Source organism: Arthrobacter sp. ISL-65 (assembly GCF_018613795.1).
Lineage (GTDB): Bacteria > Actinomycetota > Actinomycetes > Actinomycetales > Micrococcaceae > Arthrobacter.
In genome coordinates this window covers 24,298-47,552 of sequence record NZ_JAGGPN010000023.1, presented here as the reverse complement: position 1 = coordinate 47,552, position 23,255 = coordinate 24,298, and the positions used below count along the sequence as shown (strand labels likewise).

Sequence of the window (23,255 nt, the reverse complement as noted above, 5' to 3'; positions counted from 1 at the left end):
GCGGGCGGCATGATGACCTTCATGTTCCGCCGCTGCGACGGCGCGCCCCTGGCGTTCCGTGCGGGCCAATACGTGAACGTCGCCTTTCCCGTGAACGGCGAGGACCAGGATCCGGTGGACCGCAGCTACTCACTGTCCAGTTCGCCCACGCAGCCGTGGACCTTCAACATCACAGTCAAACGCGACACCGCTGGAATTGTCTCACCGTGGGTGCACGAGAACGTCAAACCCGGCACCGTCCTCGAAATGCTCGGACCGGTCGGGGCATTTCACCTGCCCGATGCCGACCGCCGGGCACGCTACCTCTTGCTGGCCGCCGGCGCAGGCATCACCCCCATCATGTCGATGCTGCGGACCATCCACTCCCTGCCCGGAACGGCCGATGTCGTGGTGCTCTACCACGGAGCGGAGGCCGGAGGATTTGCCTTCCACCAGGAGCTTGCCTACATCGCCTCCGTGGACTCGCGAGTCAAGGTCTTCTACGCCCTGGGCGACCGCAGTAAACCCGAAGGATGGGAATGGCTCAGCGGAAGGCTGACGGCGGCCATGCTCGACGACGTTGCCCCCGATGCCAACGGCCGCCAGGTCTATGCCTGCGGCCCCGAAGGTTACCTGAACACCGCCACCGAGCTCCTGGGGAAGATCGGGGTCGACGACACCTCCATCAACATGGAATTCTTCACGGGAGACCGCCAGACGATCCTTGAATACCAGGCGGAGCTCGCGTTTGCAGTGGACATTGCGGAGGAAATCGCCGAGGAAATCGCTGATTCGGCCGAGGACTACTACGAAAGCCAGCCCACAGCGTTCGGGCTCTACGAGCCCGGTTACGACGCCGAGGGAACTCTAAAGGCCGCGGGGCTGCCGCTGGAAACCGTCGACCCGGACGCGCTCAAGTCCGAAGCCCCTAACGGCAGTCCGGACGTGGGGCCGGAGGCCGGGTCCCCCGATGCGTCGAGCTTCGACACAGTCGGCACGGGAAGCCTCACCCTGTCCTTCATGCGCACTGGCATCAACGTGCGCATCGACCCCGACGAACACATCCTCGGGGCGGCCCAGCGCGCGGGCGTCAGGATCGGTGCCAACTGCAAGGAAGGCATGTGCGGCTCATGCAAGGTCGTCAAGCTTTCCGGTGAGGTCGAGATGAACCACCAGGGCGGGATCCGGGCACGGGAAATCTCTGCAGGCAAATTCCTGCCCTGCTGCTCCACCGCACAGACCGATTTAGTGATCGATGCCTAGCCGCTTCCAGCTGCTTCAGGCCGGACAGCATTAGGGATTGTTTTCACGGCAAGAACACAAGTGCGAGGATGCACGCGTGGCGTTTCGCTTGCCCCCTATGGATCCGCGGGCTCCCCCGACTACGTGGCCTGAACGACTTCGTTGCCCCCGTAGCGATATTCGCGGCATGTATAAATTGACCCACTTGCTTCACGAAAACTGACAAGAACTACCTCACGGACCGTCTGATGCGACCAGCATCACCGTGAAGCTCATGATTCGCCGAGCAAAGGATTCGCTCATGGCTATAAGCAATGACTTAAAACCCTCAACGCCCGAGGAGTTGCCTGCCAAGAATAGCTCGGCAGCAGCTTCCCCCAACGCAGAACCCGGAAGTACGCAGAACACTAAAGCAGTCTTCAGTGTCTCCGCGGAAGAAAGCATGAACCCGGCAGTCCTCGATCCGGAGGAAGGAGGCGCAGCCACCTTGCCGGACGTTGAAGAGTACGAACAAATCCTTGATGAGCTGCGTCATGCCAAGACCGAGCAAGCAGTTGCGGATCGGCGGAACCACAAGCTCACCCTCGACAAGATCACGTTCGGGATCACAGGCGTCATCGCCATTGCCTTTGTTATCTGGGGCTTCGTGGGACGCGACAGTCTGTCCGAGACCTCCACAGGTGCCCTGGACTGGGTCATGGAGTACACCGGATGGCTCTTCATGGGCCTGGCCTCCCTGTTCGTCGTGTTCGTCCTGTGGCTGGCCTTGGGCAAGTTCGGCAATATCCCGCTGGGCAAGGACGGCGAAAAACCCGAATTCCGTACTGTCTCCTGGGTCGCGATGATGTTCGCCGCCGGCATGGGCATCGGGCTGATGTTCTACGGCGTGGCCGAACCGCTCTACCACTACATCTCTCCCCCGCCCGGCACCGTGGACGGACGGACCCCCGAAGCCATCCAAACTGCCATGGCCACCTCGATCTTCCACTGGACCCTGCACCCCTGGGCCATGTATGCAGTAGTGGGCATCGCAATGGCCTACGGGACCTACCGCTTGGGTCGCAGGCAACTGATCTCTGTCGCCTTCACGTCGCTCTTCGGCGTCAGGACCGTCGAAGGTCCGGTCGGGAAGTTCATCAACATCCTGGCCATTTTCGCCACCTTGTTTGGTACCGCTGCATCGTTGGGCCTGGGCGCCCTGCAGATTGGCAGCGGCATGACCTCCAACGGTTGGTTCGGCGAAATCGGCACCCCCGTGCTCGTGGCGATCGTCGCCGTCCTGACCTTATGCTTCGTCGCTTCCGCCGTCTCCGGCATCAGCCGCGGCATCCAGTGGCTCTCCAACATCAACATGGTCCTGGCCGTCGTCCTTGCACTGATCGTCTTCATCGCCGGCCCCACCCTTTTCATCCTTAACTTGATCCCCTCCGCAGTCGGCGACTACGCTCGCGACCTGGCCGAGATGTCGTCCCGGACTGAAGCGGTCGGCGATGAGTCACTGCGTAGCTGGATGACCAGCTGGACTATCTTCTACTGGGCCTGGTGGGTCTCATGGACCCCGTTCGTAGGCCTCTTCATCGCACGCATCAGCCGCGGCCGCACCATCCGCCAGTTCGTCACCGGTGTGCTGCTGGTGCCCAGCATCGTCAGCGTGATCTGGTTCGCTATCTTCGGAGGCGCCGCCTTCCACGTCCAGCAGGAAGCCGACAAGGCCAATACCCCCGGCCTGGTCACCCTGGTCAACGGGACCCCGTCCGTCAACTTCGACGGAGCTCTCTTCGACCTGGTCAAGAACCTGAGCATGCCCGGCTGGGCTACCACTGCCGTTATTGTGCTGGCCATGGTTCTGGTCGCGATCTTCTTTATCACCGGTGCCGACGCGGCCTCCATCGTGATGGGATCGCTCAGCTCCAATGGCGCCGAGCACCCTCGCCGCGGAGTGGTCATCTTCTGGGGCTGCCTCACCGGCGCCGTGGCAGCGGTCATGTTGCTGGCTGGCGGCGATGAACCTTCGGAAGCCTTGGCTGGCCTGCAACGAATCACCATTGTGGCAGCGCTGCCATTCGTGGTTGTCATGCTGCTGCTCTGCTTTGCCCTAACCAAGGACCTGCGTCGCGATCCCCTCTCCTTACGGCGCCGACTGGCCACCTCCGTAGTGGAGCGGGCCATACGCACTGGTGTGGAACAACACGGCGGCGCGCAGTTCGACCTCGTAACAAAGCACGATTGCGCCGACAAATGCTCCGACTCGGACTGTATAGGAGGGACTCCCACGGGGAGCACGCCAACCGTTGAGGCCCGCCGTCCGGGCCCGGACATTAAATAGCTGCTCACCTGATGCACCAACCCGCCTTGGTGGCACGTGGCTTCGCAGCCCGTGCCACCTGGGCCCACCCCAACTCATTAGAAAGTTTTTTACATGACCCAGCTCAACGATCAAATACATACTCTTCGAGTTAGCAGCAACGGGAAGGAAGCGGTGGATATCCAACTGGACTCATCCAGTCCAGTGACCGTTCGGCTACAGCTGGATGGTCACTGCAATTGCCAGCACGACCACGGAAACCGCCCTGGTTCGTACATTGACAGTGATCTTGGCATCCGCTGACGGCGGCTGCGGCCAGTGCCCTGAATCAGCCTGAACCATGACCGTTCAGCTAGGTATCCCAGCATTGCGCCCCGTCCTCACCAACTATCAGGGGACCGCACCGGATCCGCGTCCGCGCGAACTTCCCCCGGCACTGCTGGACCGCTTTGGCCGCCAAGCATCGGACATGCGGCTGTCGGTCACGGACAAATGTAACCTTCGCTGCACCTACTGCATGCCGGCAGAAGGCTTGCAATGGCTGCCCAATAAAGCCGTCATGACGGCGGGCGAGATTGAGAGAATCGTCAGCCTCGGCGTTGAGCGTCTGGGCGTGAGGGAACTCCGAATCACCGGCGGAGAACCCCTGGTTCGGCCAGACCTCGTGGATATTATCGCCGCACTGCGGCAGCGCCACCCCAGCCTCCCCATCTCCATGACTACCAACGGCGTCGGGCTTGAGAAGAAGGCTAAGTCGCTCAAGGCTGCGGGTCTAACCAGGGTCAATGTTTCCCTCGACTCCCTGCATGAGGAAACCTTTACGCAGTTGACCCGGCGCCCGTTCCTCGGCCAGGTTCTCGCCGGCGTCGAAGCCGCCCGCGCCGTTGGCCTAGGCCCGGTCAAGATCAACGCCGTGCTGATGCGGGGTATCAATGACCACGGAGCCCCGGGGCTCTTGGCATGGGCATTGGAGCGAAACTTTGAACTGCGCTTCATCGAACAAATGCCGTTGGATGCCCAGCGCGGATGGACCGAACGGGAGATGATTACGGCCCTCGAAATCCGCACCCTGCTGTCAGCGGACTTTGTCTTGGATCGGGATCGCCGTCAGCGGGACGGCGCACCGGCCGAACGGTTTGAAGTGCGACGGAGGAACGGTGCTACCAGCGAGGCATCCGGACCTGTTTTGGGAACCGTGGGGATTATCGCGTCGGTCAGCGAACCTTTCTGTGCCGATTGCCGACGAACCCGCATTACCGCTGAGGGAAAGGTGATGAGCTGCCTCTTCTCCCGGGACGAATTCGACCTCTTGGGACCTTTACGAACCGGTGCGCATGACGACGAATTAGTGCGGCGCTGGCAGGACGCCATGTGGATGAAACCCCGCGCGCACGGCATGGACCAGACTGGCCTCGGAACCGAAGAGTTTGTGCAGCCAAACCGCAGTATGAGTGCGATCGGAGGCTAAGGAATCATGCTCGTACGATACTTCGCCGCCGCCTGCGCAGCGGCCGGCGTCCAGGAGGAACACTTCGATCTTCCCGAAGGAACCACCTTCGAGGAGCTGATCGCCGCCGTACTGGCGGTTGAACGCTGCGACGGATACTCAGCAGGTACACCTTCCCTGGCCGGGGTCATCCCACAGTGCAGCTTCCTTCGCAACGAGGTCGCCCTACGGGACCGCTCTGCGGCCCTCCGTCTGGGGGATGTCATCGACATCCTGCCGCCGTTCGCGGGCGGATAGCGCCTCGGCTAGGTTCACGCCCAGTAGATGCGACTCGGACAGACCACCTCCGTGGACATCATTCAAGCGGACCGGTTTGCCAGTCCCGCGACAATGCTGAGCGCCCTCAGAGCCCCCCTTGCAGACTTGGTTTCCTGAGACGACGCACTGTGGTCAGCAACGCCAAGCGCACCCTAATTGAAGTTGACAATTTCGTGGTTGGCGACGAAGCGTGAATATGTCAGTCTGATCGGAGACCACTAGGACGGCTTGAATGGTACCCACCTGTGAGCGTTGATCCCATCAATATCGGGTCAATTTCAGGAGGGCCGGGATGGGGTCAAGAGTGGAGCTGTTCGCTAGTATCCGCAGGGACGCCAGAGTCGAACGAACGTCGATCCGGGAACTCGCGCGCAAGCACCACGTGGCGAGAAAAACCAACGCTACTACTGCTAGCGAGCTACCCAACGGCTCCCAATACCCAGCCGTGGATAACCCGAATTGACCCAGCCGTGGACCTTTCAAGGTCCTCCTAGTGGGCCGAAAGCCAAGGCTTGTGCAGTTGCGAGCAGGTTGGCGGAACGCTGGTTTATCGGTGTGCTTGACCAGTTGATCCGAAGATCCTGAGTTCCGAATAGGCATGAGCAGCGGAGTTGACAGATCCCCCGCCGTGGAAAGGGCTGGCACGAACCAGTCCGTAGATCGCGCCTTGACCATCCTGCGAATCCTCGCCAAGTACCCCGATGCCACGGTCGGTGCAGTTGCCCATGAGCTTGAAGTCCACAAATCCACCGCTTCCCGGCTGCTGGCGGTCTTGGAACTCCAGGGGTTGGTGACCCAGTCGTCGTGGCGAGGCACGTATTCGCTGGGCTTCGGGCTGGTCCGGCTCGCCGGGGCCGTCACAGCCCAGAGTTCTTTCCCCCGGGCAGCCCAACAGGCCTGCGAGGAGCTCTCCCGAAGCCTGCCGGAAACCCTTAACGTCAGCATCCTCGATGACCTAGCTGCAGTCAACATAGCCCAAGCGACCGGCAACGCTGCGCTCTACCAAGCCCACGAGCATGTCGGGCACCGCACCCCGCTGCACGCGACGTCCAGCGGCAAGGTGCTTTTGGCGTTCGCGGACGAGAAGACACGCAGGGCATATGGGCGGATGGAACTCGAGCGCTTTACCGACCGCACTATCACCGAGCACAGCGCTTTGAATGAGGAGCTGGAACGGGTTCGAAGGTGTGGATGGGCCTACTCGCATCAGGAGTGGGAGGACCGTATCAACGCCGTCGCGGTGCCGGTGCGCAACCCCGCCGGCCAGGTACTAGCAGCAATGACCGCCACCGGACCCGAGCACCGGCTTCCGTACGAGGTATTCGCGGACATAGCCGCGAGGCTCCGGCCGGCGGCCGACCAGCTGGGGCTTCAAGGCGGGATATAGCTGCCCGGGTGTTACAGCGCGGTAAATCTCTCCACCCCCACGTTACTTCTTTACCTCGATCCCCAGCTCTTGACTCTACCTCCAGTCGCCTCAAACAGTTGCAGTACAGGCATCAGTTGCGTTCCTTGCATACAAAACATCTAAAGAGGCGGCGGGGCGCCGTGTCTGGTCAAAGTTGTTCTCGACGAGCAGGGCAAAACGTGCTCGGCTGCCGCAGAAGCTGGTTGAGGCCGAATGTCGGCTAGAAATCTCCTACTTTGGTCGGAGCCAGGCCGGGACCGTCCGCCCCGACGCGTTCTTTGTTCGAGATCTTTGTCGCGTCGCCGGCTTCCGCGCCGTGCGCCAAGGCCAGTGGGAAGCGTGCGGTATCCTGGCCCTGAGCTAATGCAACGCACTGTGCCTGGTCATCCTGCCCAGGCCATCAAGATCGTGGTGCCGCCGCTGATCGGCTGGAGCATCATGCTGTTCCGGGCCAGGCACATCTCGTCACCACAGGAGACAACAACTATTGACCACCTCCTGTTAGTCAATGCGCTTGCGCATCCAGTTAGGGCACACCCCAACCTGACTGTCATTTTCCGGTCGTCCGCACAAGCTGCCCCGAAAGTAGGGGAGTTGTGCAGTCGGGTATGGACATCTGGTGTCCGAAGTCCCCTGCACAAAGCGTCACGTTGGTAGGGAGTCGTGTGCACCAACCGTCGGTCTGTCCGAAGTCGCCTGCACGAAACGTCACTGCCGTCCGGGATTTTTAGGCACTCTTCTGGGTCTCCGCGGTTAGCGTTTCCGGTGGACGTGGCGGCAGGTAGCGGTAGAGGCTGGAGCGGGTAATACCGGTGGCTTTTACGATCTGGGAGATGGACTTATTTTCCTGGTCGCGAAGGTGCACGGCGTAGGTAAGTTTCGCTGGATCGATCACGCTGGGCCGGCCGATCCTTTTGCCCTTAGCGGCAGCAACGGCGCTTGCGTGGGCTGCGCGTTCGATCGCGTAGGTTCGTTCCATTTGGCCGAAGAGCGCGAGCATCACAACTGCCAGCTGCGACATGGGATCTTCTGGACTGGCGGAATCAACCCGAATCGGGTCCGCCAGGTTCCGGACTCCGACGCCGCGGGCTGCCAGGTCGTGGATGAGGTTCAGAGTGTCCCGGACGGTACGGCCCAATCGGTCGAGGGTGTGCACCACGACGACGTCCCCGTCGCGGTCCTGGTCGAGGGCCTCATGCAGGCCGGGCCGGTTTGTCGTGGACCCGGATTTCTTGTCCACGTAGATGCGTTTGGAGGGGATGCCCTCGCCGCGCAGTGCGTCGATCTGCCGGTATAGGTCCCTGTTTCGCGGTCGAGACGCGGGCGTACCCAATATCCATGGAACTACTGTACCGATTCTTACCCTGCACCCCGGGGGTGGGACGTCGAAATGAATATAGTTATGGAACGAATTTTCGTGGCGTGTTTCAAATTTTTGAAGAACCTCACCGGGGCGTTCCACTTCCAAGAAAGTGGGACGCTCTCAGAGCCACTGCCACTATTCTTTGTTCAGTGCCCCAGTAGGTGGCTTGGGCGGCGGGTCTGATGAACGCTAGGCGTGCCTACAGCTGTGCTGTAGGCACGCCTACCCCAACCAGGGCAAGAATGATGGCTCATAGCTCTGACTCTAAGTCACCGTGCAATCCCGGTGTCAGTGGGAGAAGTTTGCTGAGATCTCGGCGAGGGTGCGCCCCTTCGTCTCGGGCGCGAGCCATTGCGAGAGGACTGCGCCGAGTAAAGCGACGACGGCGGCTACGACCATGGTTGGGCCCAAGCCGATGTTGCTGATCGCCCATGGCAGGGCGAAGGTGCCGAGTGCGGCTCCGATGCGGCTGAAGGCCGCGGCGAAGCCCATGCCGATGCCGCGCAGGTGGCCGGGGAATACCTCGGCCGGATAGACCTGGGTCATCGTGGTGTAGCCGGCATTGAAGAAGGAGAAGGCGAGAAACAGGACGAGCACGAGGATCGCTGGTGCGTTTGCCCAGACTCCGATGATCAGCAGGATGCCTGCGCAAAGCCACTGCCCGGGCACGGTGAGGATTCGGCGGCCGAGCTTGTCAATCAGAAGTACGGTGGTGACAACACCCGCGGCCGCAAGTGCGGACAGGCCGACTCCGCCGGCCCAACCGCCGCCGAGGCCGATTTGGTTCAGCACGTCGTCGGCGAAGGTCGCGATCGCGAAGTACGGAGTGACCGCGCAGAACCAAAAACCTGCGGTGAAGAGGGTGGTGCGCCAGTACTGCCTCGAGAACAGCATTCCGAAGGAGGCGCCCTTGATTTTGGTCCTATTCTGCGCGGCTTGGGCCTCCTGGATCATCCTCAGATCCATCTCTTCGGTGATGCTGTTGTGCATCTCGGGCGATTCGACGTATCTGCGTGCGATCGCGAGTGCTTCCTCATTCCGTCCCTTCGTAATGAGCCAGCTCGGCGATTCGGGGAGGCCCAAGCGGGCGAGGAACAGGACGAATGCGAGTATCGTGCTCGTGCCGATTACGAGGCGCCATGGGGTGCCGGCGTCGTGCAGGAGCGTGCCGATGATGAATGCCATCATGAAACCGACGTACCAGGCGATCAGAGTCAGCCCGAGCAATCGCCCGCGGAGCTTTGGAGGGGAGAACTCTGATAGCAATGGCCCCCCGATTGAGTACTCGCCGCCGATCGCGACGCCCATGAAGAACCGGATGATGGCCAGCTGGATCACGGCGCCGTCTCCGGAGGTTACGAAGAACTGGGCCGCTGAGGCGACCAGGAACAAGCCCATGTCCACGAGGAACATGGGCTTGCGTCCGAACTTGTCAGTAGCCCAGCCGGCCAGCGGGGAGCCGACAAAGATACCAACCAGCGGGCCTGCAGCGATCATACCCAGCGATAGTGCGTCGAGCTGGAGATCTGACCGCATGAGTCCGGCGACGGGGCCGATGATTCCGAGGATGTAACCGTCGAGGAACATCCCGCCGATGAAGACGGCCACAAGCCGCACCATGAAGCGGCGTTTGAACTTGGAGCTGGTCTCTTTTGATATGGAGGTGTCGACGGAGGCCGTCGTCCCGGGCGAATCGATCATTAAGATTTGTTCCCTTCTGGCTTCAGTGCAAACCGCTGACGGCACCAGGGCGCCGTTACCTAGATGCTCGGACAGCCGCAGCCCTTAGCGACCGGTGGACGATGCCGACTGGCTCAATGCCAGCCGATATGGCCGCAGGACTCGCGAGATGATTACGGCGTCGTCATGTATCACTGCTCTTCGAGATGGATATGCCATGGCCTTGGTTGCCGGCACCCTCGCGCCGACCCATCGAGATCAAAACCTAGAGTCGAGGTCGGCAACATGTGACATATGACTCATATATCAGAACTCTAAGGGTGCCATCCGCTCCGGTCAAGAGCTTGAGAAAGTTAATTGGTTGTATCCGTCGACTCTCACCGGGGTCTGTCTGAACCGGCGCAGGTTCCGTGCCGCTGTCATACGAGTTGCGGGGGCGCGTAGCGGCCCGCCTCGAATTCGGTCGGCGTGGCCATTTGCGATGGCTGCCGTGGAGCCTGCTGATGTGAAGTATCCGCCTGCGGCACACAATCGCAGTGCAGAGGACTTCTGAAAATGACATTGACGTCAGCTACACCGCGGGATAGACGTCAGAATAGGGTTCCCTTCCTGGTTATCTGACGCGCTCAAGCTGAGGTCCCGACCTCAACCTGACACATTCAGTCGCGTAAGCCGGTCCTTCGGCGCGACACGTTGAGGCCGCACGCCCCAAGCCGGATTTGCCCGAAACTACGCGCACCTTCGATTCGCATATGCCCTGCCCCCAAAAAAAGCCCGGTAAAGGTGCCTCAAGTGCAACGCTCATCCGGAAGAGCGCGTAGTCCGATGTATTTGCAGATTCACCGGATGCCCTGCCCGGGCAGGCTAGGGGGCGTGAGGACGAACAAACTCGCCAGCACCAGAACTACGCCGAGCCATCCCGCCGCGGGCAGCCGTTCACCGACCACAACAACTGCTAGCACGGCGGCGACGACGGTCTCCATCAGGAAAAGGCCCGTTGCGGTGCTGGCGCGGATGCGCGCCAATCCCCATCCAAACAGGACGTACCCTGCGAACATCGGGACAAGCGCCATGTACGCCCCCACCGTGAAATTGGTCCACGACTCAAGGAGCGGGCGGCCGGTTACCGCGAGCACGGGCATCAGCAGCAGTCCGCCCAGCCCGAACACCGCGCCCATGGCGGCCCGGGACGGCACTCCCCCGCTGATCAGGCGGTGAGCCGCCCACGAGTACAGCGCGTAGGTAACGCCCGCCACCAGCCCCAAAACGATACCCGCCGGCACGGCCCAGGATCCGGCAAGGGCGCCCGGCCGTTCCGCACTGTCACCGGCAAAACTCAGGAGTCCGGCGCCTGCCACGCCGAGCAGCGCGCCGAGCATCCAGCGACGGGTCAGCACCTTCCGCTCCGCCAACCGTTCGATTACCGCCGACGCCAGAGGCGCCGAGCCGATCGAGACCACCGTTCCGAGCGCCACGCCAGCAAGGCGCATGGAACTGTAAAAGGCAAGAGGGTAGACCGCGACGGCGGCCGCCCCCAGGGCAACAAGCAGCCACCGCCTACGGAGGCTGACCCAGTGGCTCGCTATCGGCTGCAACGCGCACAGCGCCTGGAGCAACCCGCCCACACCCATTGCCACCGCACCGATGGCAAGCGGACTCACGGACGGCGCGAACGTGGCAGCCGTTCCCGTCGTACCCCAAAGCACCGACGCACCCACAACAAAAATGGCGCCCAGGAGGGGCCCGTTCAAACGGCCGAGCGCCACCTTCACAGCTCCTCCAGCATCTGAGCAGCGATCATCCGGGCCTCCTGCAGGCAACCGTCTTCGCCTTCAAGGCCTGCCCTGGCCATGGAGCCCTCGAGCAGGAACGCCAGATGTCGGGCCACACCGGCGGCCGCCTTGTCCTGCGGCGGCAGCAGTTCGGCGACGTGTTTGAGCAGTAGGCCCTCGATCTCCTCCTTGTGCTGCCGCACGGCCAGTCTTCCGGGAGCGCCCGCAGGCAGTTCCGCGGCGGCATTCAGCAGGCCGCACCCCCTGAATCCGCGTTCATAGGCAAAGTTCGCATGGTCAATGTAGGCGTCGAACACTGCCAGGACACGTTCCCGCGGAGTGGCCGCCACCGCAACCCGGGCCCGGTACAGGCCGAGCCATTCCTCGTGTCGGGCGGCGAGGTAGGCCGCCACCAGGTCCGCCTTGGAAGCGAAGTTGTTGTAGAGACTTTTCTTGGCCACGCCGGCCGCCGCCGTGATGGCGTCGATGCCCGTGGCCACCACGCCCTCGGAGTAGAAGAGGCTGGCCGCAGCCTCGAGCAGCAATGAACGCGCTGGCCGCTTCTTTGCAGGCTGGCCTTCAGACGAAGCCACGACATACCTCCGACAGTAAGAGTGAGTAGGTAAACCAGTCTACCTACTCACCCTCTTTCACCCGCAAGCAGGCGAGGAAAGCGCGACGACGGGATCGGCCGCCGTCATCAACTTGTGTCTTGCTTCACAGCCCATGCGGGGATAATCTTGTTCAAGATTGTTAGCGCTAACAGAAATGTTGGAGCAGCCGGAGTCCCCGCTCCGGTGATAACAGCCCTCCGGTGCCGGTCCTGCGGAACGGCCTCGGTACGCCGGACACGAGTGGCCGGCACTGGCGGAAAGTACATACGCTTTCCGCTCAAGCACCGATTCGTGGCCCAACCAGGCCACGGAAGGAGAATAACGTGAGAATCAAGAAACTGCTGGGCGCCGTCGCCGTCGTCCTGGCCGTGACGGTGGGGGCCACCGGCTGCGGCAGCCGTCCCGGCACCACTACCGGAACCAGCAGCGCCGACGCTGCCGGAGCCCTGGTAGGAATCTCCATGCCGACGCAGACGTCGGAGCGCTGGATCGCGGACGGCAAGAATGTCTCGGATTCCCTAGCCAAGCTCGGCTACAAGACGGACCTCCAGTACGCCAACGACGACATTCCCACCCAGGTCTCGCAGATTGAAAACATGCTGACCAAGGGCGCGAAGTCCCTGATCGTCGCCGCCATCGACGGCACCACCCTGACGGATGTCCTGGCGAAGGCCAAGGAGCAGAACGTCAAGGTCATCGCCTATGACCGGCTGATCAACGGAACCCCGAACGTCGACTACTACACCACCTTCGACAACTACGAGGTGGGCGTCCAGCAGGCAACCTCCCTGCTGACCGGCCTGGGCCTGGTGGATGCATCCGGCAAGAAGGTCGAGGGCAAGGGCCCGTTCAACGTGGAGCTCTTCGCCGGCAGCCCGGACGACAACAACGCCAACTTCTTTTGGACCGGCGCCATGGACACCCTGAAGCCGTACCTGGATGCCGGCACCCTCAAGGTCCCCAGCGGCCAGACCAAGTTTGAACAGGCCGCCATCCTGCGCTGGCAGGCGGCAACCGCCCAGAAGCGGATGGAAGACATCCTCACCGCCGCATACGGCTCGGGCAAGAAGCTCGACGGCGTGCTGTCGCCCTATGACGGCCTCTCGATCGGCATCATCTCGGCACTGACCAGCACCGGCGGCTACTCCAAGGGCAGCCTCCCGGTGGTGACCGGCCAGGACGCGGAAAAGGGCTCGGTGAAGTCCATCGTCGCCGGCGAGCAGTACTCCACGATCTTCAAGGACACCCGCAAGCTCGGTGAGCAGGCCGTAAAGATGGTGGACGCCGTCCTGAAGGGCCAGCAGCCGGAAACCAACGACACCGAGACCTACAACAACAAGGTCAAGGTTGTCCCGGCCTTCCTGCTGAAGTCCGTGATCGTCACCAAGGACAACTACAAGCAGGAACTGATCGACTCCGGTTACTACACGGACGCCGACATCAAGTAGCAGCACGGTGGGGGCGCCCGCAGCCGCAGGCGCCCCCACACCCCCCTCGAACAGATCAGCTCATCGAACAGATCAGCGGGAATTAACCAATGAACGTACCCATTCTTCAGATGCGCGGGATCACGAAGACCTTCCCCGGCGTCAAGGCCCTCCAGGATGTCACCCTGGATGTGAACCGCGGCGAGGTCCATGCGATCTGCGGCGAAAACGGGGCCGGCAAGTCCACCCTGATGAAGGTGCTCTCGGGCGTATACGCCCACAACACCTTCGAGGGGGACATCCTCTTCGAGAACGAACCTTGTGACTTCGCATCCATCAGCGACAGCGAGAAGCGCGGCATCGTGATCATCCACCAGGAGCTGGCACTGAGCCCGTACCTGTCCATCGCGGAGAACATCTTTCTGGGCAACGAACTGGCCTCACGCGGCTGGGTCGACTGGCGCAAGACCAACCTGGAAGCAGCCAAGCTGCTGGCCCGGGTTGGCCTGAGCGAAAACCCGGTCACCCCCATCCAGCACATCAGCGTGGGCAAGCAGCAGCTTGTCGAAATCGCCAAGGCACTGTCCAAGGAAGTGAAGCTGCTGATCCTGGACGAGCCCACCGCAGCCCTGAACGATGAGGACTCCGACCACCTGCTGGACCTGATCCTGCACCTGAAGGGCCAGGGCGTCACCAGCATCATCATCAGCCACAAACTCAACGAAATCCGCAAGGTCGCGGACGCCGTCACCATCATCCGGGACGGCAAATCCATCGAAACCCTCCGCGTGGACCAGGGCCAGATCACCCAGGAACGCATCATCCGCGGCATGGTTGGCCGCGACTTGGACAGCCTCTACCCCGAGCGTGAACCGCAGATCGGCGAGGAAGTCCTGCGCATCGAAGACTGGACGGTCCAGCACCCACAGGACCACACCCGCACCGTGGTCCACAACGCCAACCTCAACGTCCGCAAGGGAGAAGTGGTAGGACTCGCCGGCCTCATGGGCGCCGGCCGCACCGAACTGGCCATGAGCGTCTTTGGCCGGACGTACGGACGTGCCGTCTCCGGAAAGGTGTTCAAGCACGGCAAGGAAATCAACACCTCCACCGTCCCCGAGGCCATCCGCCACGGCATCGCCTACGCCACCGAGGACCGCAAGCACTACGGCCTGAACCTGATCGAGGACATCAAGCGCAACATCTCCATGGCGGCCCTGCCCAAGCTCGCCAAACGCGGCTGGGTGGACGGGAACAAGGAAACCACGGTGGCCAACAGCTATCGGAAGAGCATGAACATCAAGGCACCGTCCGTTGCGGCCATCACCGGCAAGCTCTCCGGCGGCAACCAGCAAAAAGTGGTCCTCAGCAAATGGATGTTCTCCGACCCCGACGTGCTGATCCTGGACGAACCCACCCGCGGCATCGACGTCGGAGCCAAGTACGAGATCTACACGATCATCGCCGAGCTCGCCGCCCAGGGCAAAGCCGTCATTGTGATCTCCTCCGAACTCCCCGAGCTCCTGGGCATCTGCGACCGGATCTACACCCTGTCCGCCGGCCACGTCACGGGCGAAGTCCCCATCGCCGAAGCCTCCCAGGAAACCCTTATGCACTACATGACAAAAGAGAAGGAATAACGGACATGTCCGCCCTACGAGAATCCCTCGGCTTCCTGGCAAGCCGCCTCCGCCAGGTCGGCATCTTCGTCGCCCTGATCCTGATCGTCCTGCTGTTCCAGGTCCTCACCGACGGGATCCTGCTCCAGCCGCAGAACGTCAGCAACCTCGTTGTCCAGAACAGCTACATCCTCATCCTGGCCATCGGCATGGTCATGGTCATCATCGCCGGCCACATCGACCTCTCCGTCGGCTCGATCGCCGGGTTCATCGGTGCCGTCGCCGGCGTCATGATCGTCCACTGGGGCTGGCCCTGGTGGGCGGCCATCCCGGCCTGCCTCCTCGTCGGCGCCCTCGTCGGCGCCTGGCAGGGGTACTGGATCGCGTACGTCGGCATCCCCGCGTTCATCGTCACCCTGGCCGGCATGCTCATCTTCCGCGGCCTGACCCTGATCACCCTCAAGAACCAGCAGATCACCCCGTTCCCGGACGAGCTCCGTGCCCTCGGCGGCGGATTCCTGCCGGACATCTCGGGCGGCACCTCAGTACTCGAATGGCTCACCGTGATCCTCGGCGTCGGCGGCACCGCGGCCCTGCTGTTCCAGTCCATCAAGGAACGGCGCGTCCGCCGCAGGTTCAACCTGGAAAACGAGCCGATGGCCTGGTTCGCCACTAAGACGGCATTCATTGCCCTGCTGATGCTCGTCATCACGTTCCTCCTCGCCAGCTACCGCGGCACCCCGATCGTGCTGATCGTCCTCGCTGGCCTGGTCATCGCCTACTCCGCGCTGATGAACAACAGCATCTTCGGCAGGCACACCTACGCCATCGGCGGGAACCTGCACGCCGCCGAGCTCTCCGGCATCAAGACGAAGGCTGTGACCTTCCGGCTCTTCGTGAACATGGGCGTTCTTGCTGCACTGGCCGGCCTGATCTTCACGGCCCGCCTGAACTCGGCCCAGCCCGCGGGCGGTACAGGCTTCGAGCTCGACTCCATCGCCGCCGCCTTCATCGGCGGAGCAGCAGTCACGGGAGGCATCGGCACTGTGGCCGGAGCCATGATCGGCGGTCTCATCATGGGCGTCCTCAACAACGGCATGTCGATCCTCGGCCTCGGCACCGACTACCAGCAGCTGATCAAGGGCCTGGTGCTCCTGATTGCCGTCGGCTTTGACATCTTCAACAAGAACCGCGCCGGCGGCGGATCCTCCATCGCCAAGCGCTTCAGGCTCAGGACCACGCCGCCCGCCACAGAACAAACCAAGGCACCGGCACCAACAAACGCACCAGCCGAGGCCGCCACGCCCGTGGCAGCGGGCAGCCGCGATCCGGGCAACGCTTGAAAACCGCATAACCAACCAGCCCACAGCCAGCGGAAAGGACACGCCATGACCGACCTCCTTGATTCCATCGACATCCACGTCACCAACCGGCACGCCCTGGACGAGCACCTAGAGGCAGCAGTGAAGAACCTCCAGGAACTCGCGATGCTCACGGGCACGCACGGAATCCTGGTCACGCGCCACAGGCCCGGAAACTATACGGCCGCGCTTTCTGACCAGGTCCCGTTCGGAATGACCCGCGAAGCCATTCGCTGAGACGTTACTGACCAACAGAGCAAGCGGAGCCCCTCCCACCGGTAACAAAACCGCGGGAGGGGCTCCGCGTTTAAACGCAGCCAGTGTCGACGGCGGATCAGCCCGCCATGACGCCCAACAGGCGGGCGGACCGGGGCGCGTAGCACAGGAGGGCCATGGCTTTCTCGATGGTGAAGCAATGGCTGCGGTAGAGGTGGCCCCAACTGGGCTCCAGGCGGTGGTGGGATGCCAGCCGGGTCCGACAGCAGGTGCCCGATCTCGCCGCGAAGCGGGTTGATCAGAGAGGTCGCAGATTCGAGCGTGAAGCAGACGGGATCGAGGACGACGTCGGCCTGCAGGCCCGCTACCCCGTCACCGATAGTGCCGTCCCGGTCTTCCTGTAGCCGGACGGCATCGACCTGGCGCACGTGGGGGGCCTGACGGACCCCTCAGCCCGCCCTATCCGTTAGCGTGCCGGCGGGGCCGTGGAGCTCCGCACCACGAGCTTCGGGTTGAGGACCGAAGCCGCTGCCGAGGGGCCATGGGCCATGTCCGACAGCAGCATCCGGATACACCGCGCGCCGAGTTCCTTGAAGCCCTGGTTCACGGTGGTCAGGGGCGGGACGAAGTAAGCGGCCTCCGGCTGATCGTCGAACCCCACCACGCTGATGTCCTCCGGCACGCGCAGGCCTACCTCGCTGAACGCCCGCAGTGCCCCCAGGGCCATCTGGTCGTTCGCCGCGAAGAGGGCTGTAACATCGCCGGTGGTTGCCAGCTCCAGTCCGGCGCGGTAGCCGCTTTCGGCGCTCCAGTCGCCCTGGATCAGCACGCCCTCCGGCAGTCCGGCCTGCTCCAGGGTGCGCCGCCAGCCCTCGGTCCGGGCCGCGGCGTCAATCCAGTCCTGCGGTCCCGAAACGTGGGCGATCGCGGTGTGCCCGAGGTTCACCAGGTGCTGCACGGCAAGGCCTGCGCCAACGCGCTGGTTCACGGCCGCGACCGTCAGGTGCGCATCCGCGCCGAACCCCACGGCAACCAGCGGGACGGACAGTGCGATGGTGTGCAGCGATTTCAGCATCGTCTCGTGCGGAACGATCACTACGATCCCGTCCACGGACTGCAGCAGGAAGTGTTCGAGGGCATCGTGGATGCCGGCGGTGGTCACCTCGCTGAGGCTGGCCATACTGACGGAATAGCCCTCATTCCGGGCTGCCTGCTGGACGCCCAGCAACGTGTTGGCAGGCCCGTAGTGTGCGGTGCCGGCACCCAGCACCCCGATGGCCTGCGAACGCCGGGTAACCAGGCTGCGGGCAGCAGTGTTGCGGCGGTATCCCAGCTCGGCGATGGCGCGTTCCACACGCCTGCGGGTCTGGGCACTGACGTTCGGATGGGCGTTGAGTACACGCGACACGGTCTGGTGGGACACGCCCGCGAGGCGCGCCACGTCCTCCATGACGGGAGGACGTGGCGTGGCCTGGGCGCTCATGCGGCGAAGATGCTCCAGGATGCCTCGTGCGTGGCGCCCGGCTCGAGCCGGATCAGGTCCACGCCGCTGTTGAAGGCATCAGGCGGGCAGGTCATGGGTTCCACAGCGAGGCCGAGCCGGTTGAGGGCCGGGGGCTGCTTGTCGGCGGTGTGGATCTGCAGCCACTGGCAGGTGCGGTCCCAGGCCATTCCGACCCCGGTCCCGCCCGGGTCCCGGACCAGCACGCGGGCCAGCCCGCCGCCGTCGGACGAACCGCCGTCGGACATACCGCCGTCGAACGCCATGCCGGTGAACGCGTGGTCAATCTCCGTGGCGCCGATGGCGCGCGGCGCGCGGAAGTCGAACCCGTGGCCCTCCACGGTGCGCGTTTCCTTCGGCAGCAGCCGGTCCGGGGTGACCTCGAGGAACTGCCCGGCGGGGATCTGAAGGGTCCACTCATCGAGCGGTGCGGGCAGACGCCGTACGGCGCCACAGAAGCGCCAAGGTTCGACGCCGTGACCTGGCTGTGCAGGCCGTCCTCCGTGAGCCGGTATTCGACGACCATGCGCACCGAGTGCGGGTATCCCGCCGTCGGCTGCGGCATGCAGGACAGCGTCACCGACGACTCGTCATGCGACTCCAGGTCCCAGTCCAGGGGGAACGCCAGCCCGTGCAGGGCGCAGCCGCGGTCGGTTTCGTTGACGGGAACCTCGTACTCGGCGCCGTCGAACGTGTACCGTCCGTCGGCGATCCTGTTAGGCCAAGGCGCCGCGACGATGCCCCGGTAGTCGGGGATGGACCCGCCCTCCGGGAACGGAACAATCAGGTCCCGTCCCCGGTGGCGCAGCTCCCGCAGCGCACCCGCCTGTGCCGTGACGGCAGCGGTGTAATCCCCCGCCCGGATTTTGTACTCGGTCGCAGCCCGGGACTCGGTCACAGCCTGCCGGCCAGCCTGTAGTAGGCGGCGTTCCAGGCGAGTTCCTTCTTGAACTGCTTGAGGGTGGTGCCTTCGTCGATGGTGAGCAGCTCGGTCTGCGCGATCTCGGCGAAGTCCTCGAACACGTCCACGCCCACCTGGGTGGAGAGGACGGTGTGGTGCGCGGCTCCGGCGGTCAGCCAGGCGGCGGCGGAGGTGGCGAAGTCGGGCTTCGGTTCCCAGAGGGCCCGTGCCACGGGGAGGTTGGGCAGCGGCTCGTCGAGGTCGACGACGTCGACGGCGTTCGCCACGAGGCGGAACCGGTCGCGCATGTCGGACAGGGCGACGACGACACCGGGGCCGGCGTCGGTGTCGAAGACCATGCGGACCGGGTCCTCCTTGCCGCCGATGCCCAGCGGGTGGACTTCGATGCGCGGCTTGGCGGTGGTCAGGGAGGGGCAGACTTCGAGCATGTGTGCGCCGAGGATCTTTTCCTGGCCGGGCACCAGGTGGTAGGTGTAGTCCTCCATGAGCGAGGCACCGCCGGGCAGCCCGGCGCCCATGACCTTGGCCGCGCGGATCAGGATGGCGGTCTTCCAGTCGCCCTCGGCGCCGAAGCCGTAGCCGTCGGCCATGAGCCGCTGGACGGCCATGCCCGGCAGCTGCCGCAGTTCGCCGAGGTCCTCAAAGGAGGTGGTGAAGGCGGCGGAGCCGTTGGCTTCGAGGAAACTGCGCAGCCCGAGTTCGATCCGGGCGCTGTAGCGGAGGGATTCATGGCGGGCTCCATCGGAGCGGAGCTCCGGCGCCACGTCGTAAAGCCGCTCGTACTCGGCAACCAGGGCGTCGACGTCGGACTCCGCGGCGCCGTGCACGGCGTCGGCGAGTTCGTTGACGGACCAGGTGTTGACCGAGACACCGAAGCGCAGTTCCGCCTCGGTCTTGTCACCTTCGGTGACGGCGACGTTGCGCATGTTGTCCCCGAAGCGGGTCAGCTTCAGGTTCCGGACGGCTGCCCAGCCGGCGGAGGCGCGCTGCCAGACGCCCACCTGGCGGGCCACCTCCGGGTTGGACACGTGGCCCACGACGGTCTTGCGCGGCACGCCCAGCCGGGACTGGATATAGCCGAACTCGCGGTCGCCGTGCGCGGCCTGGTTCAGGTTCATGAAGTCGAAGTCGATGTCCGCCCAAGGCAGCTCCACGTTGGCCTGGGTGTGCAGGTGCAGCAGCGGCTTGCGGAGCAGGTCCAGGCCCTGGATCCACATCTTGGCCGGGGAGAACGTGTGCATCCACGCCGTCACGCCGATCACCGAATCGTCCGAGTTGGCTTCCAGCGCGGTCCGGCGGATCGCGTCAGAATCCGTCAGCACGGGCTTCCAGACGAGCTTGACCGGAACCTCCGAGGACGCGTTCAGGGCGGCGGCGATCTCCTGGGACTGGGCCGCCACCTGCTTCAGGACGTCCTCGCCATAGAGGTGCTGGCTGCCCGTGAGGAACCAGACCTCGTAGTGCTCGAGGGAGGTGTTGTTGGCGCTGGGCATTGGTGTCTCCTTTTGAAAGTCTTCGGGTGTGCGGGGGCCGGAACTAGCGGCCGTAAACGTTCTGGTAGCGGTCGTAGAGCGACTCGATCTGGGCCGGGTCGATGGCCAGCGGTTCGCCGAGCTGCCGGGAGACGTGGACCGTGCGGGCCACTTCCTCGCACATGACGGCGGCCTTGACTGCCGAGCGGGCGTCCTTGCCGATGGTGAACGGGCCGTGGTTCTGCATGAGCACCGCCGGGGAGTTGGATCCGCGCAGTGTTTCCACGATGCCGCGGCCGATCGAATCGTCGCCGATCAGCGCGAACGGACCTACCGGGATGGGGCCGCCGAACTCGTCGCCCATCATCGTCAGCACGCACGGGATCTCCTCGCCGCGCGCAGCCCAGGCCGTGGCGTAGGTGGAGTGCGTGTGGACCACGCCGCCGACGTCGGGCATGTTCCGGTAGACGTAGGCGTGGGCGGCGGTGTCAGACGACGGCGTGAGGTCCGGGTTCTCCCATTGGGCCGGAACGCCTTCGGCGTCTGCGCTCAGGCTGCTGACCGGGGTGCCGTACAGATCGGTGACCACCATGAGCTCCGGGGTCAGATCGTCATAGGAGACGCCCGAGGGCTTAATGACCATGAGGTCGTAGCCGGGGATCCGGCCGGACACGTTACCGGCGGTCCAGACCACGAGATCGTACCGGGTCAGCTCGGCGTGCAGTTCGCAGACCTCGCGGCGGATACGGGCGATGGTTTCCAGCAGTGCGCTCACGCCGAAACCTCCTCAGCGGTCAGGGATTCAGCGTGCAGGGACTGGGCGTTCGGTGATAGGACAGCGTTGCGCTGGATGGCCTTGAGCCTGTGCATGACCTCGTTGGTTCCCCTGCCGAAGTAGTCGTGGAGGGTCCGGTACTCCCGGAACAGTTCGTCGTACGCCGCGACGTTCTCCGGGATGGGCGTGTAGACCGCGCCCGGCGCAGCACCCATCGCCTCGGAGGCGGCCCTGACATCGGAGTACTTCCCGGCGGCAACGGCCGCGTGGATGGCCGAACCCAGGGCCGGGCCCTGCGTGGAGCCGATGGTGGAGAGCTGGAGGCCGGTCACGTCGGAGTAGATCTGCATGAGGAGCCGGTTTTTCAGCAGGCCGCCGGCCACGATGAATTCCTTCACCGGAACGCCGGAATCACGGAAGGCGTCCACGATGGTGCGGGTGCCGAAGGCGGTGGCCTCGAGCAGTGCCCGGTAGATGTCCTCCGGCCGGGTGGCGAGGGTCTGGCCGACAACCACGCCGGAAAGCTCGTGGTCCACCAGCACGGAGCGGTTGCCTGAGTGCCAGTCGAGGGCGATCAGGCCGTGCTGGCCGATCGCCTGCCCGGAGGCCAGGTCCGTCAGGTATTCGTGGATGCCCTGCCCGGCCTCGGCTGCGGCCTGGTGGTATTCGGGCGGGACGCCGTACTTGGTGAACCAGCCGAAGATGTCACCCACCCCGCTCTGTCCGGCCTCGTAGCCCCAGAGCCCGTCGACGATGCCGCCGTCCACCACGCCGCACATGCCGGGCACCTCATGGAGCTCGGCACCGTTCATGACGTGGCAGGTGGAGGTGCCCATGATGGCCACGAGCTGGCCCGGCTCCACGGCCTTCGCGGCCGGGGCGGTGACGTGGGCGTCCACGTTGCCGACGGCGACGGCGATGCCCTCCGGCAGTCCGGTCCAGGCGGCGGCCTCGGCGGTCAGGTAACCCGCGGCGTCGCCCAGGCGGCCGATGGTGTGGTCCAGCTTGGCGCTCACGAAGTCCTTGAACTGCGGGTTCAGGGCGGCGAGGAAGTCATCGGACGGGTAGTGCCCGTCCTGGTAGATGCCCTTGTAACCGGCGGTGCAGGCGTTGCGGACGTAGTTGCCGCAGAGCTGCCAGACGATCCAGTCGGCGGCTTCCACCCAGTGGTCCATTTCGGCGTAGGCCTCGGGATCCTCCTCCAGCAGCTGCAGCCCTTTGGCAAACTCCCACTCGGACGAGATCAGCCCGCCGTACCGCGGCAGCCAGGATTCACCGAGTTCGGCGGCCAGCGCGTTGATGCGGTCCGCCTGGCCCTGCGCGGCGTGGTGGCGCCAGAGCTTGACGTACGCATGGGGCCGGTTGGCGTAACCCGGCAGTTCGTTGAGCGGCGTGCCGTCTCCCTTGACGGGCACCATGGTGCAGGCGGTGAAGTCCGTGGCAATTCCGACGACGGCGGCCGGGTCGATCCCGGCGTCCGCAATCGCGGCGGGAACAGCGTGCCGCAGCACATCCCGGTAGTCGTTGGGCACCTGCAGGGCCCATTCCCCCGGAAGGCGGGCGGCTGTTTCATCGGCAACGTCAGCCACGTCCGCCGGAAGCGCGTCGGTGACTACCGCGTGCGGGTAGTCGAACACGCCGCTGCCGAGTTCCTTGCCGTCCCGGACCCGCACAACCACGGCCCGGCCGGACAGGGTGCCATAGTCCACCCCGATGACATAGTTTTCGCTGCCGTCTGCTGTGACGTCCATGAATCCTCCAGATAAAGGCCCGTTGCTTTCCGGGCTGAAACTATTGTGAGCGCTAACAACTTACTCCGTCAAGTACCTTCCTT

17 protein-coding genes and 1 pseudogene are annotated in these 23,255 nt (G+C 63.9%); 9 read left to right on the top strand and 9 right to left on the bottom strand.

Translation table 11 applies throughout. The features are described 5' to 3' along the window. The 5 genes from J7I85_RS10985 to J7I85_RS10965 form a co-directional block, all read left to right on the top strand. The coding region (locus J7I85_RS10985; protein ID WP_214851746.1) for a flavin reductase family protein at positions 1-1,242 on the top strand (1,242 nt) is incomplete at its 5' end. Positions 1,243-1,522: 280 nt separating this feature from the next. Continuing rightward, positions 1,523-3,547: a BCCT family transporter gene (locus J7I85_RS10980; RefSeq protein WP_251024231.1), complete on the top strand. Its 2,025-nt coding sequence runs from the start codon at positions 1,523-1,525 to the stop codon at positions 3,545-3,547. Positions 3,548-3,866: 319 nt separating this feature from the next. Further along, positions 3,867-4,994: a GTP 3',8-cyclase MoaA gene (gene moaA, locus J7I85_RS10975; RefSeq protein WP_214851742.1), complete on the top strand. Its 1,128-nt coding sequence runs from the start codon at positions 3,867-3,869 to the stop codon at positions 4,992-4,994. A gap of 6 nt (positions 4,995-5,000) precedes the next feature. Beyond that, the gene (locus J7I85_RS10970) at positions 5,001-5,270 is read left to right on the top strand and encodes a MoaD/ThiS family protein (protein ID WP_214851740.1); all 270 of its coding nucleotides are present in this window, start codon (positions 5,001-5,003) and stop codon (positions 5,268-5,270) included. Between the two features lie 619 nt (positions 5,271-5,889). After that, positions 5,890-6,678 carry an IclR family transcriptional regulator gene (locus J7I85_RS10965; RefSeq protein ID WP_214851732.1) on the top strand — a complete coding sequence of 263 codons (789 nt, stop codon included), beginning with the start codon at positions 5,890-5,892 and terminating at the stop codon, positions 6,676-6,678. Between the two features lie 748 nt (positions 6,679-7,426). Here the strand turns inward: J7I85_RS10965 and J7I85_RS10960 are convergent. The 4 genes from J7I85_RS10960 to J7I85_RS10945 all read right to left on the bottom strand — a co-directional run bounded on the left by J7I85_RS10960 (position 7,427) and on the right by J7I85_RS10945 (position 12,107). Further along, on the bottom strand, positions 7,427-8,032 hold the full coding sequence (locus J7I85_RS10960; protein ID WP_251024230.1) for a recombinase family protein: 606 nt from the start codon (positions 8,030-8,032) through the stop codon (positions 7,427-7,429). 318 nt (positions 8,033-8,350) lie between these two features. After that, positions 8,351-9,763: an MFS transporter gene (locus tag J7I85_RS10955; protein ID WP_214851730.1), complete on the bottom strand. Its 1,413-nt coding sequence runs from the start codon at positions 9,761-9,763 to the stop codon at positions 8,351-8,353. A gap of 818 nt (positions 9,764-10,581) precedes the next feature. Next, positions 10,582-11,508 (bottom strand): DMT family transporter, encoded by a 927-nt coding sequence (locus J7I85_RS10950; RefSeq protein WP_374102459.1) that lies wholly within the window; start codon positions 11,506-11,508, stop codon positions 10,582-10,584. 2 nt (positions 11,509-11,510) lie between these two features. Further along, on the bottom strand, positions 11,511-12,107 hold the full coding sequence (locus J7I85_RS10945; RefSeq protein ID WP_214851727.1) for a TetR/AcrR family transcriptional regulator: 597 nt from the start codon (positions 12,105-12,107) through the stop codon (positions 11,511-11,513). A 344-nt stretch (positions 12,108-12,451) separates the two neighbouring features. Between J7I85_RS10945 and chvE the strand changes: the two genes are divergently transcribed. From chvE to J7I85_RS10925, 4 genes are all read left to right on the top strand, one after another. Beyond that, the gene (gene chvE / locus J7I85_RS10940; protein WP_214851724.1) at positions 12,452-13,576 is read left to right on the top strand and encodes a multiple monosaccharide ABC transporter substrate-binding protein; all 1,125 of its coding nucleotides are present in this window, start codon (positions 12,452-12,454) and stop codon (positions 13,574-13,576) included. A gap of 89 nt (positions 13,577-13,665) precedes the next feature. Next, entirely contained in the window at positions 13,666-15,195 is a 1,530-nt protein-coding gene (gene mmsA, locus J7I85_RS10935; protein ID WP_214851722.1) for a multiple monosaccharide ABC transporter ATP-binding protein, read from the top strand. 5 nt (positions 15,196-15,200) lie between these two features. Then, positions 15,201-16,517: a multiple monosaccharide ABC transporter permease gene (mmsB, locus tag J7I85_RS10930; protein WP_214851720.1), complete on the top strand. Its 1,317-nt coding sequence runs from the start codon at positions 15,201-15,203 to the stop codon at positions 16,515-16,517. Between the two features lie 45 nt (positions 16,518-16,562). After that, positions 16,563-16,772, top strand: a complete 210-nt coding sequence (locus tag J7I85_RS10925; protein WP_214851718.1) for a hypothetical protein — start codon at positions 16,563-16,565, stop codon at positions 16,770-16,772. Between the two features lie 445 nt (positions 16,773-17,217). Here J7I85_RS10925 and J7I85_RS10920 read toward each other — a convergent pair whose 3' ends face one another. From J7I85_RS10920 to araB, 5 genes and pseudogenes are all read right to left on the bottom strand, one after another. Next, complete coding sequence (locus J7I85_RS10920) at positions 17,218-18,234, bottom strand: LacI family DNA-binding transcriptional regulator (protein WP_214851716.1); 1,017 nt, start codon at positions 18,232-18,234, stop codon at positions 17,218-17,220. Further along, positions 18,231-19,150 (bottom strand): annotated as a pseudogene (locus J7I85_RS10915) (aldose 1-epimerase family protein). Before J7I85_RS10915 ends, J7I85_RS10920 begins: the two are co-directional and overlap by 4 nt. Beyond that, positions 19,147-20,667, bottom strand: coding sequence for an L-arabinose isomerase (araA, locus tag J7I85_RS10910; protein WP_214851714.1), 1,521 nt, complete (start codon positions 20,665-20,667; stop codon positions 19,147-19,149). Before araA ends, J7I85_RS10915 begins: the two are co-directional and overlap by 4 nt. Positions 20,668-20,710: 43 nt before the next feature. Continuing rightward, positions 20,711-21,421, bottom strand: a complete 711-nt coding sequence (locus tag J7I85_RS10905; RefSeq protein ID WP_214851706.1) for an L-ribulose-5-phosphate 4-epimerase — start codon at positions 21,419-21,421, stop codon at positions 20,711-20,713. Beyond that, on the bottom strand, positions 21,418-23,172 hold the full coding sequence (gene araB / locus J7I85_RS10900; protein ID WP_214851704.1) for a ribulokinase: 1,755 nt from the start codon (positions 23,170-23,172) through the stop codon (positions 21,418-21,420). The genes J7I85_RS10905 and araB overlap by 4 nt, the downstream gene beginning before the upstream one ends. Between the last annotated feature and the right edge of the window lie 83 nt (positions 23,173-23,255).

Excerpts from the sequence above, each read along its gene's own strand:
- J7I85_RS10980 (WP_251024231.1), top strand. The coding sequence starts at position 1,523 with ATGGCTATAAGCAATGACTTAAAACCCTCAACGCCCGAGGAGTTGCCT.
- moaA (WP_214851742.1), top strand. The coding sequence starts at position 3,867 with ATGACCGTTCAGCTAGGTATCCCAGCATTGCGCCCCGTCCTCACCAAC.
- J7I85_RS10970 (WP_214851740.1), top strand. The coding sequence starts at position 5,001 with ATGCTCGTACGATACTTCGCCGCCGCCTGCGCAGCGGCCGGCGTCCAG.
- J7I85_RS10965 (WP_214851732.1), top strand. The coding sequence starts at position 5,890 with ATGAGCAGCGGAGTTGACAGATCCCCCGCCGTGGAAAGGGCTGGCACG.
- J7I85_RS10955 (WP_214851730.1), bottom strand. The coding sequence starts at position 9,763 with ATGATCGATTCGCCCGGGACGACGGCCTCCGTCGACACCTCCATATCA.
- mmsA (WP_214851722.1), top strand. The coding sequence starts at position 13,666 with ATGAACGTACCCATTCTTCAGATGCGCGGGATCACGAAGACCTTCCCC.
- mmsB (WP_214851720.1), top strand. The coding sequence starts at position 15,201 with ATGTCCGCCCTACGAGAATCCCTCGGCTTCCTGGCAAGCCGCCTCCGC.
- J7I85_RS10925 (WP_214851718.1), top strand. The coding sequence starts at position 16,563 with ATGACCGACCTCCTTGATTCCATCGACATCCACGTCACCAACCGGCAC.
- J7I85_RS10920 (WP_214851716.1), bottom strand. The coding sequence starts at position 18,234 with ATGAGCGCCCAGGCCACGCCACGTCCTCCCGTCATGGAGGACGTGGCG.
- araA (WP_214851714.1), bottom strand. The coding sequence starts at position 20,667 with ATGCCCAGCGCCAACAACACCTCCCTCGAGCACTACGAGGTCTGGTTC.
- araB (WP_214851704.1), bottom strand. The coding sequence starts at position 23,172 with ATGGACGTCACAGCAGACGGCAGCGAAAACTATGTCATCGGGGTGGAC.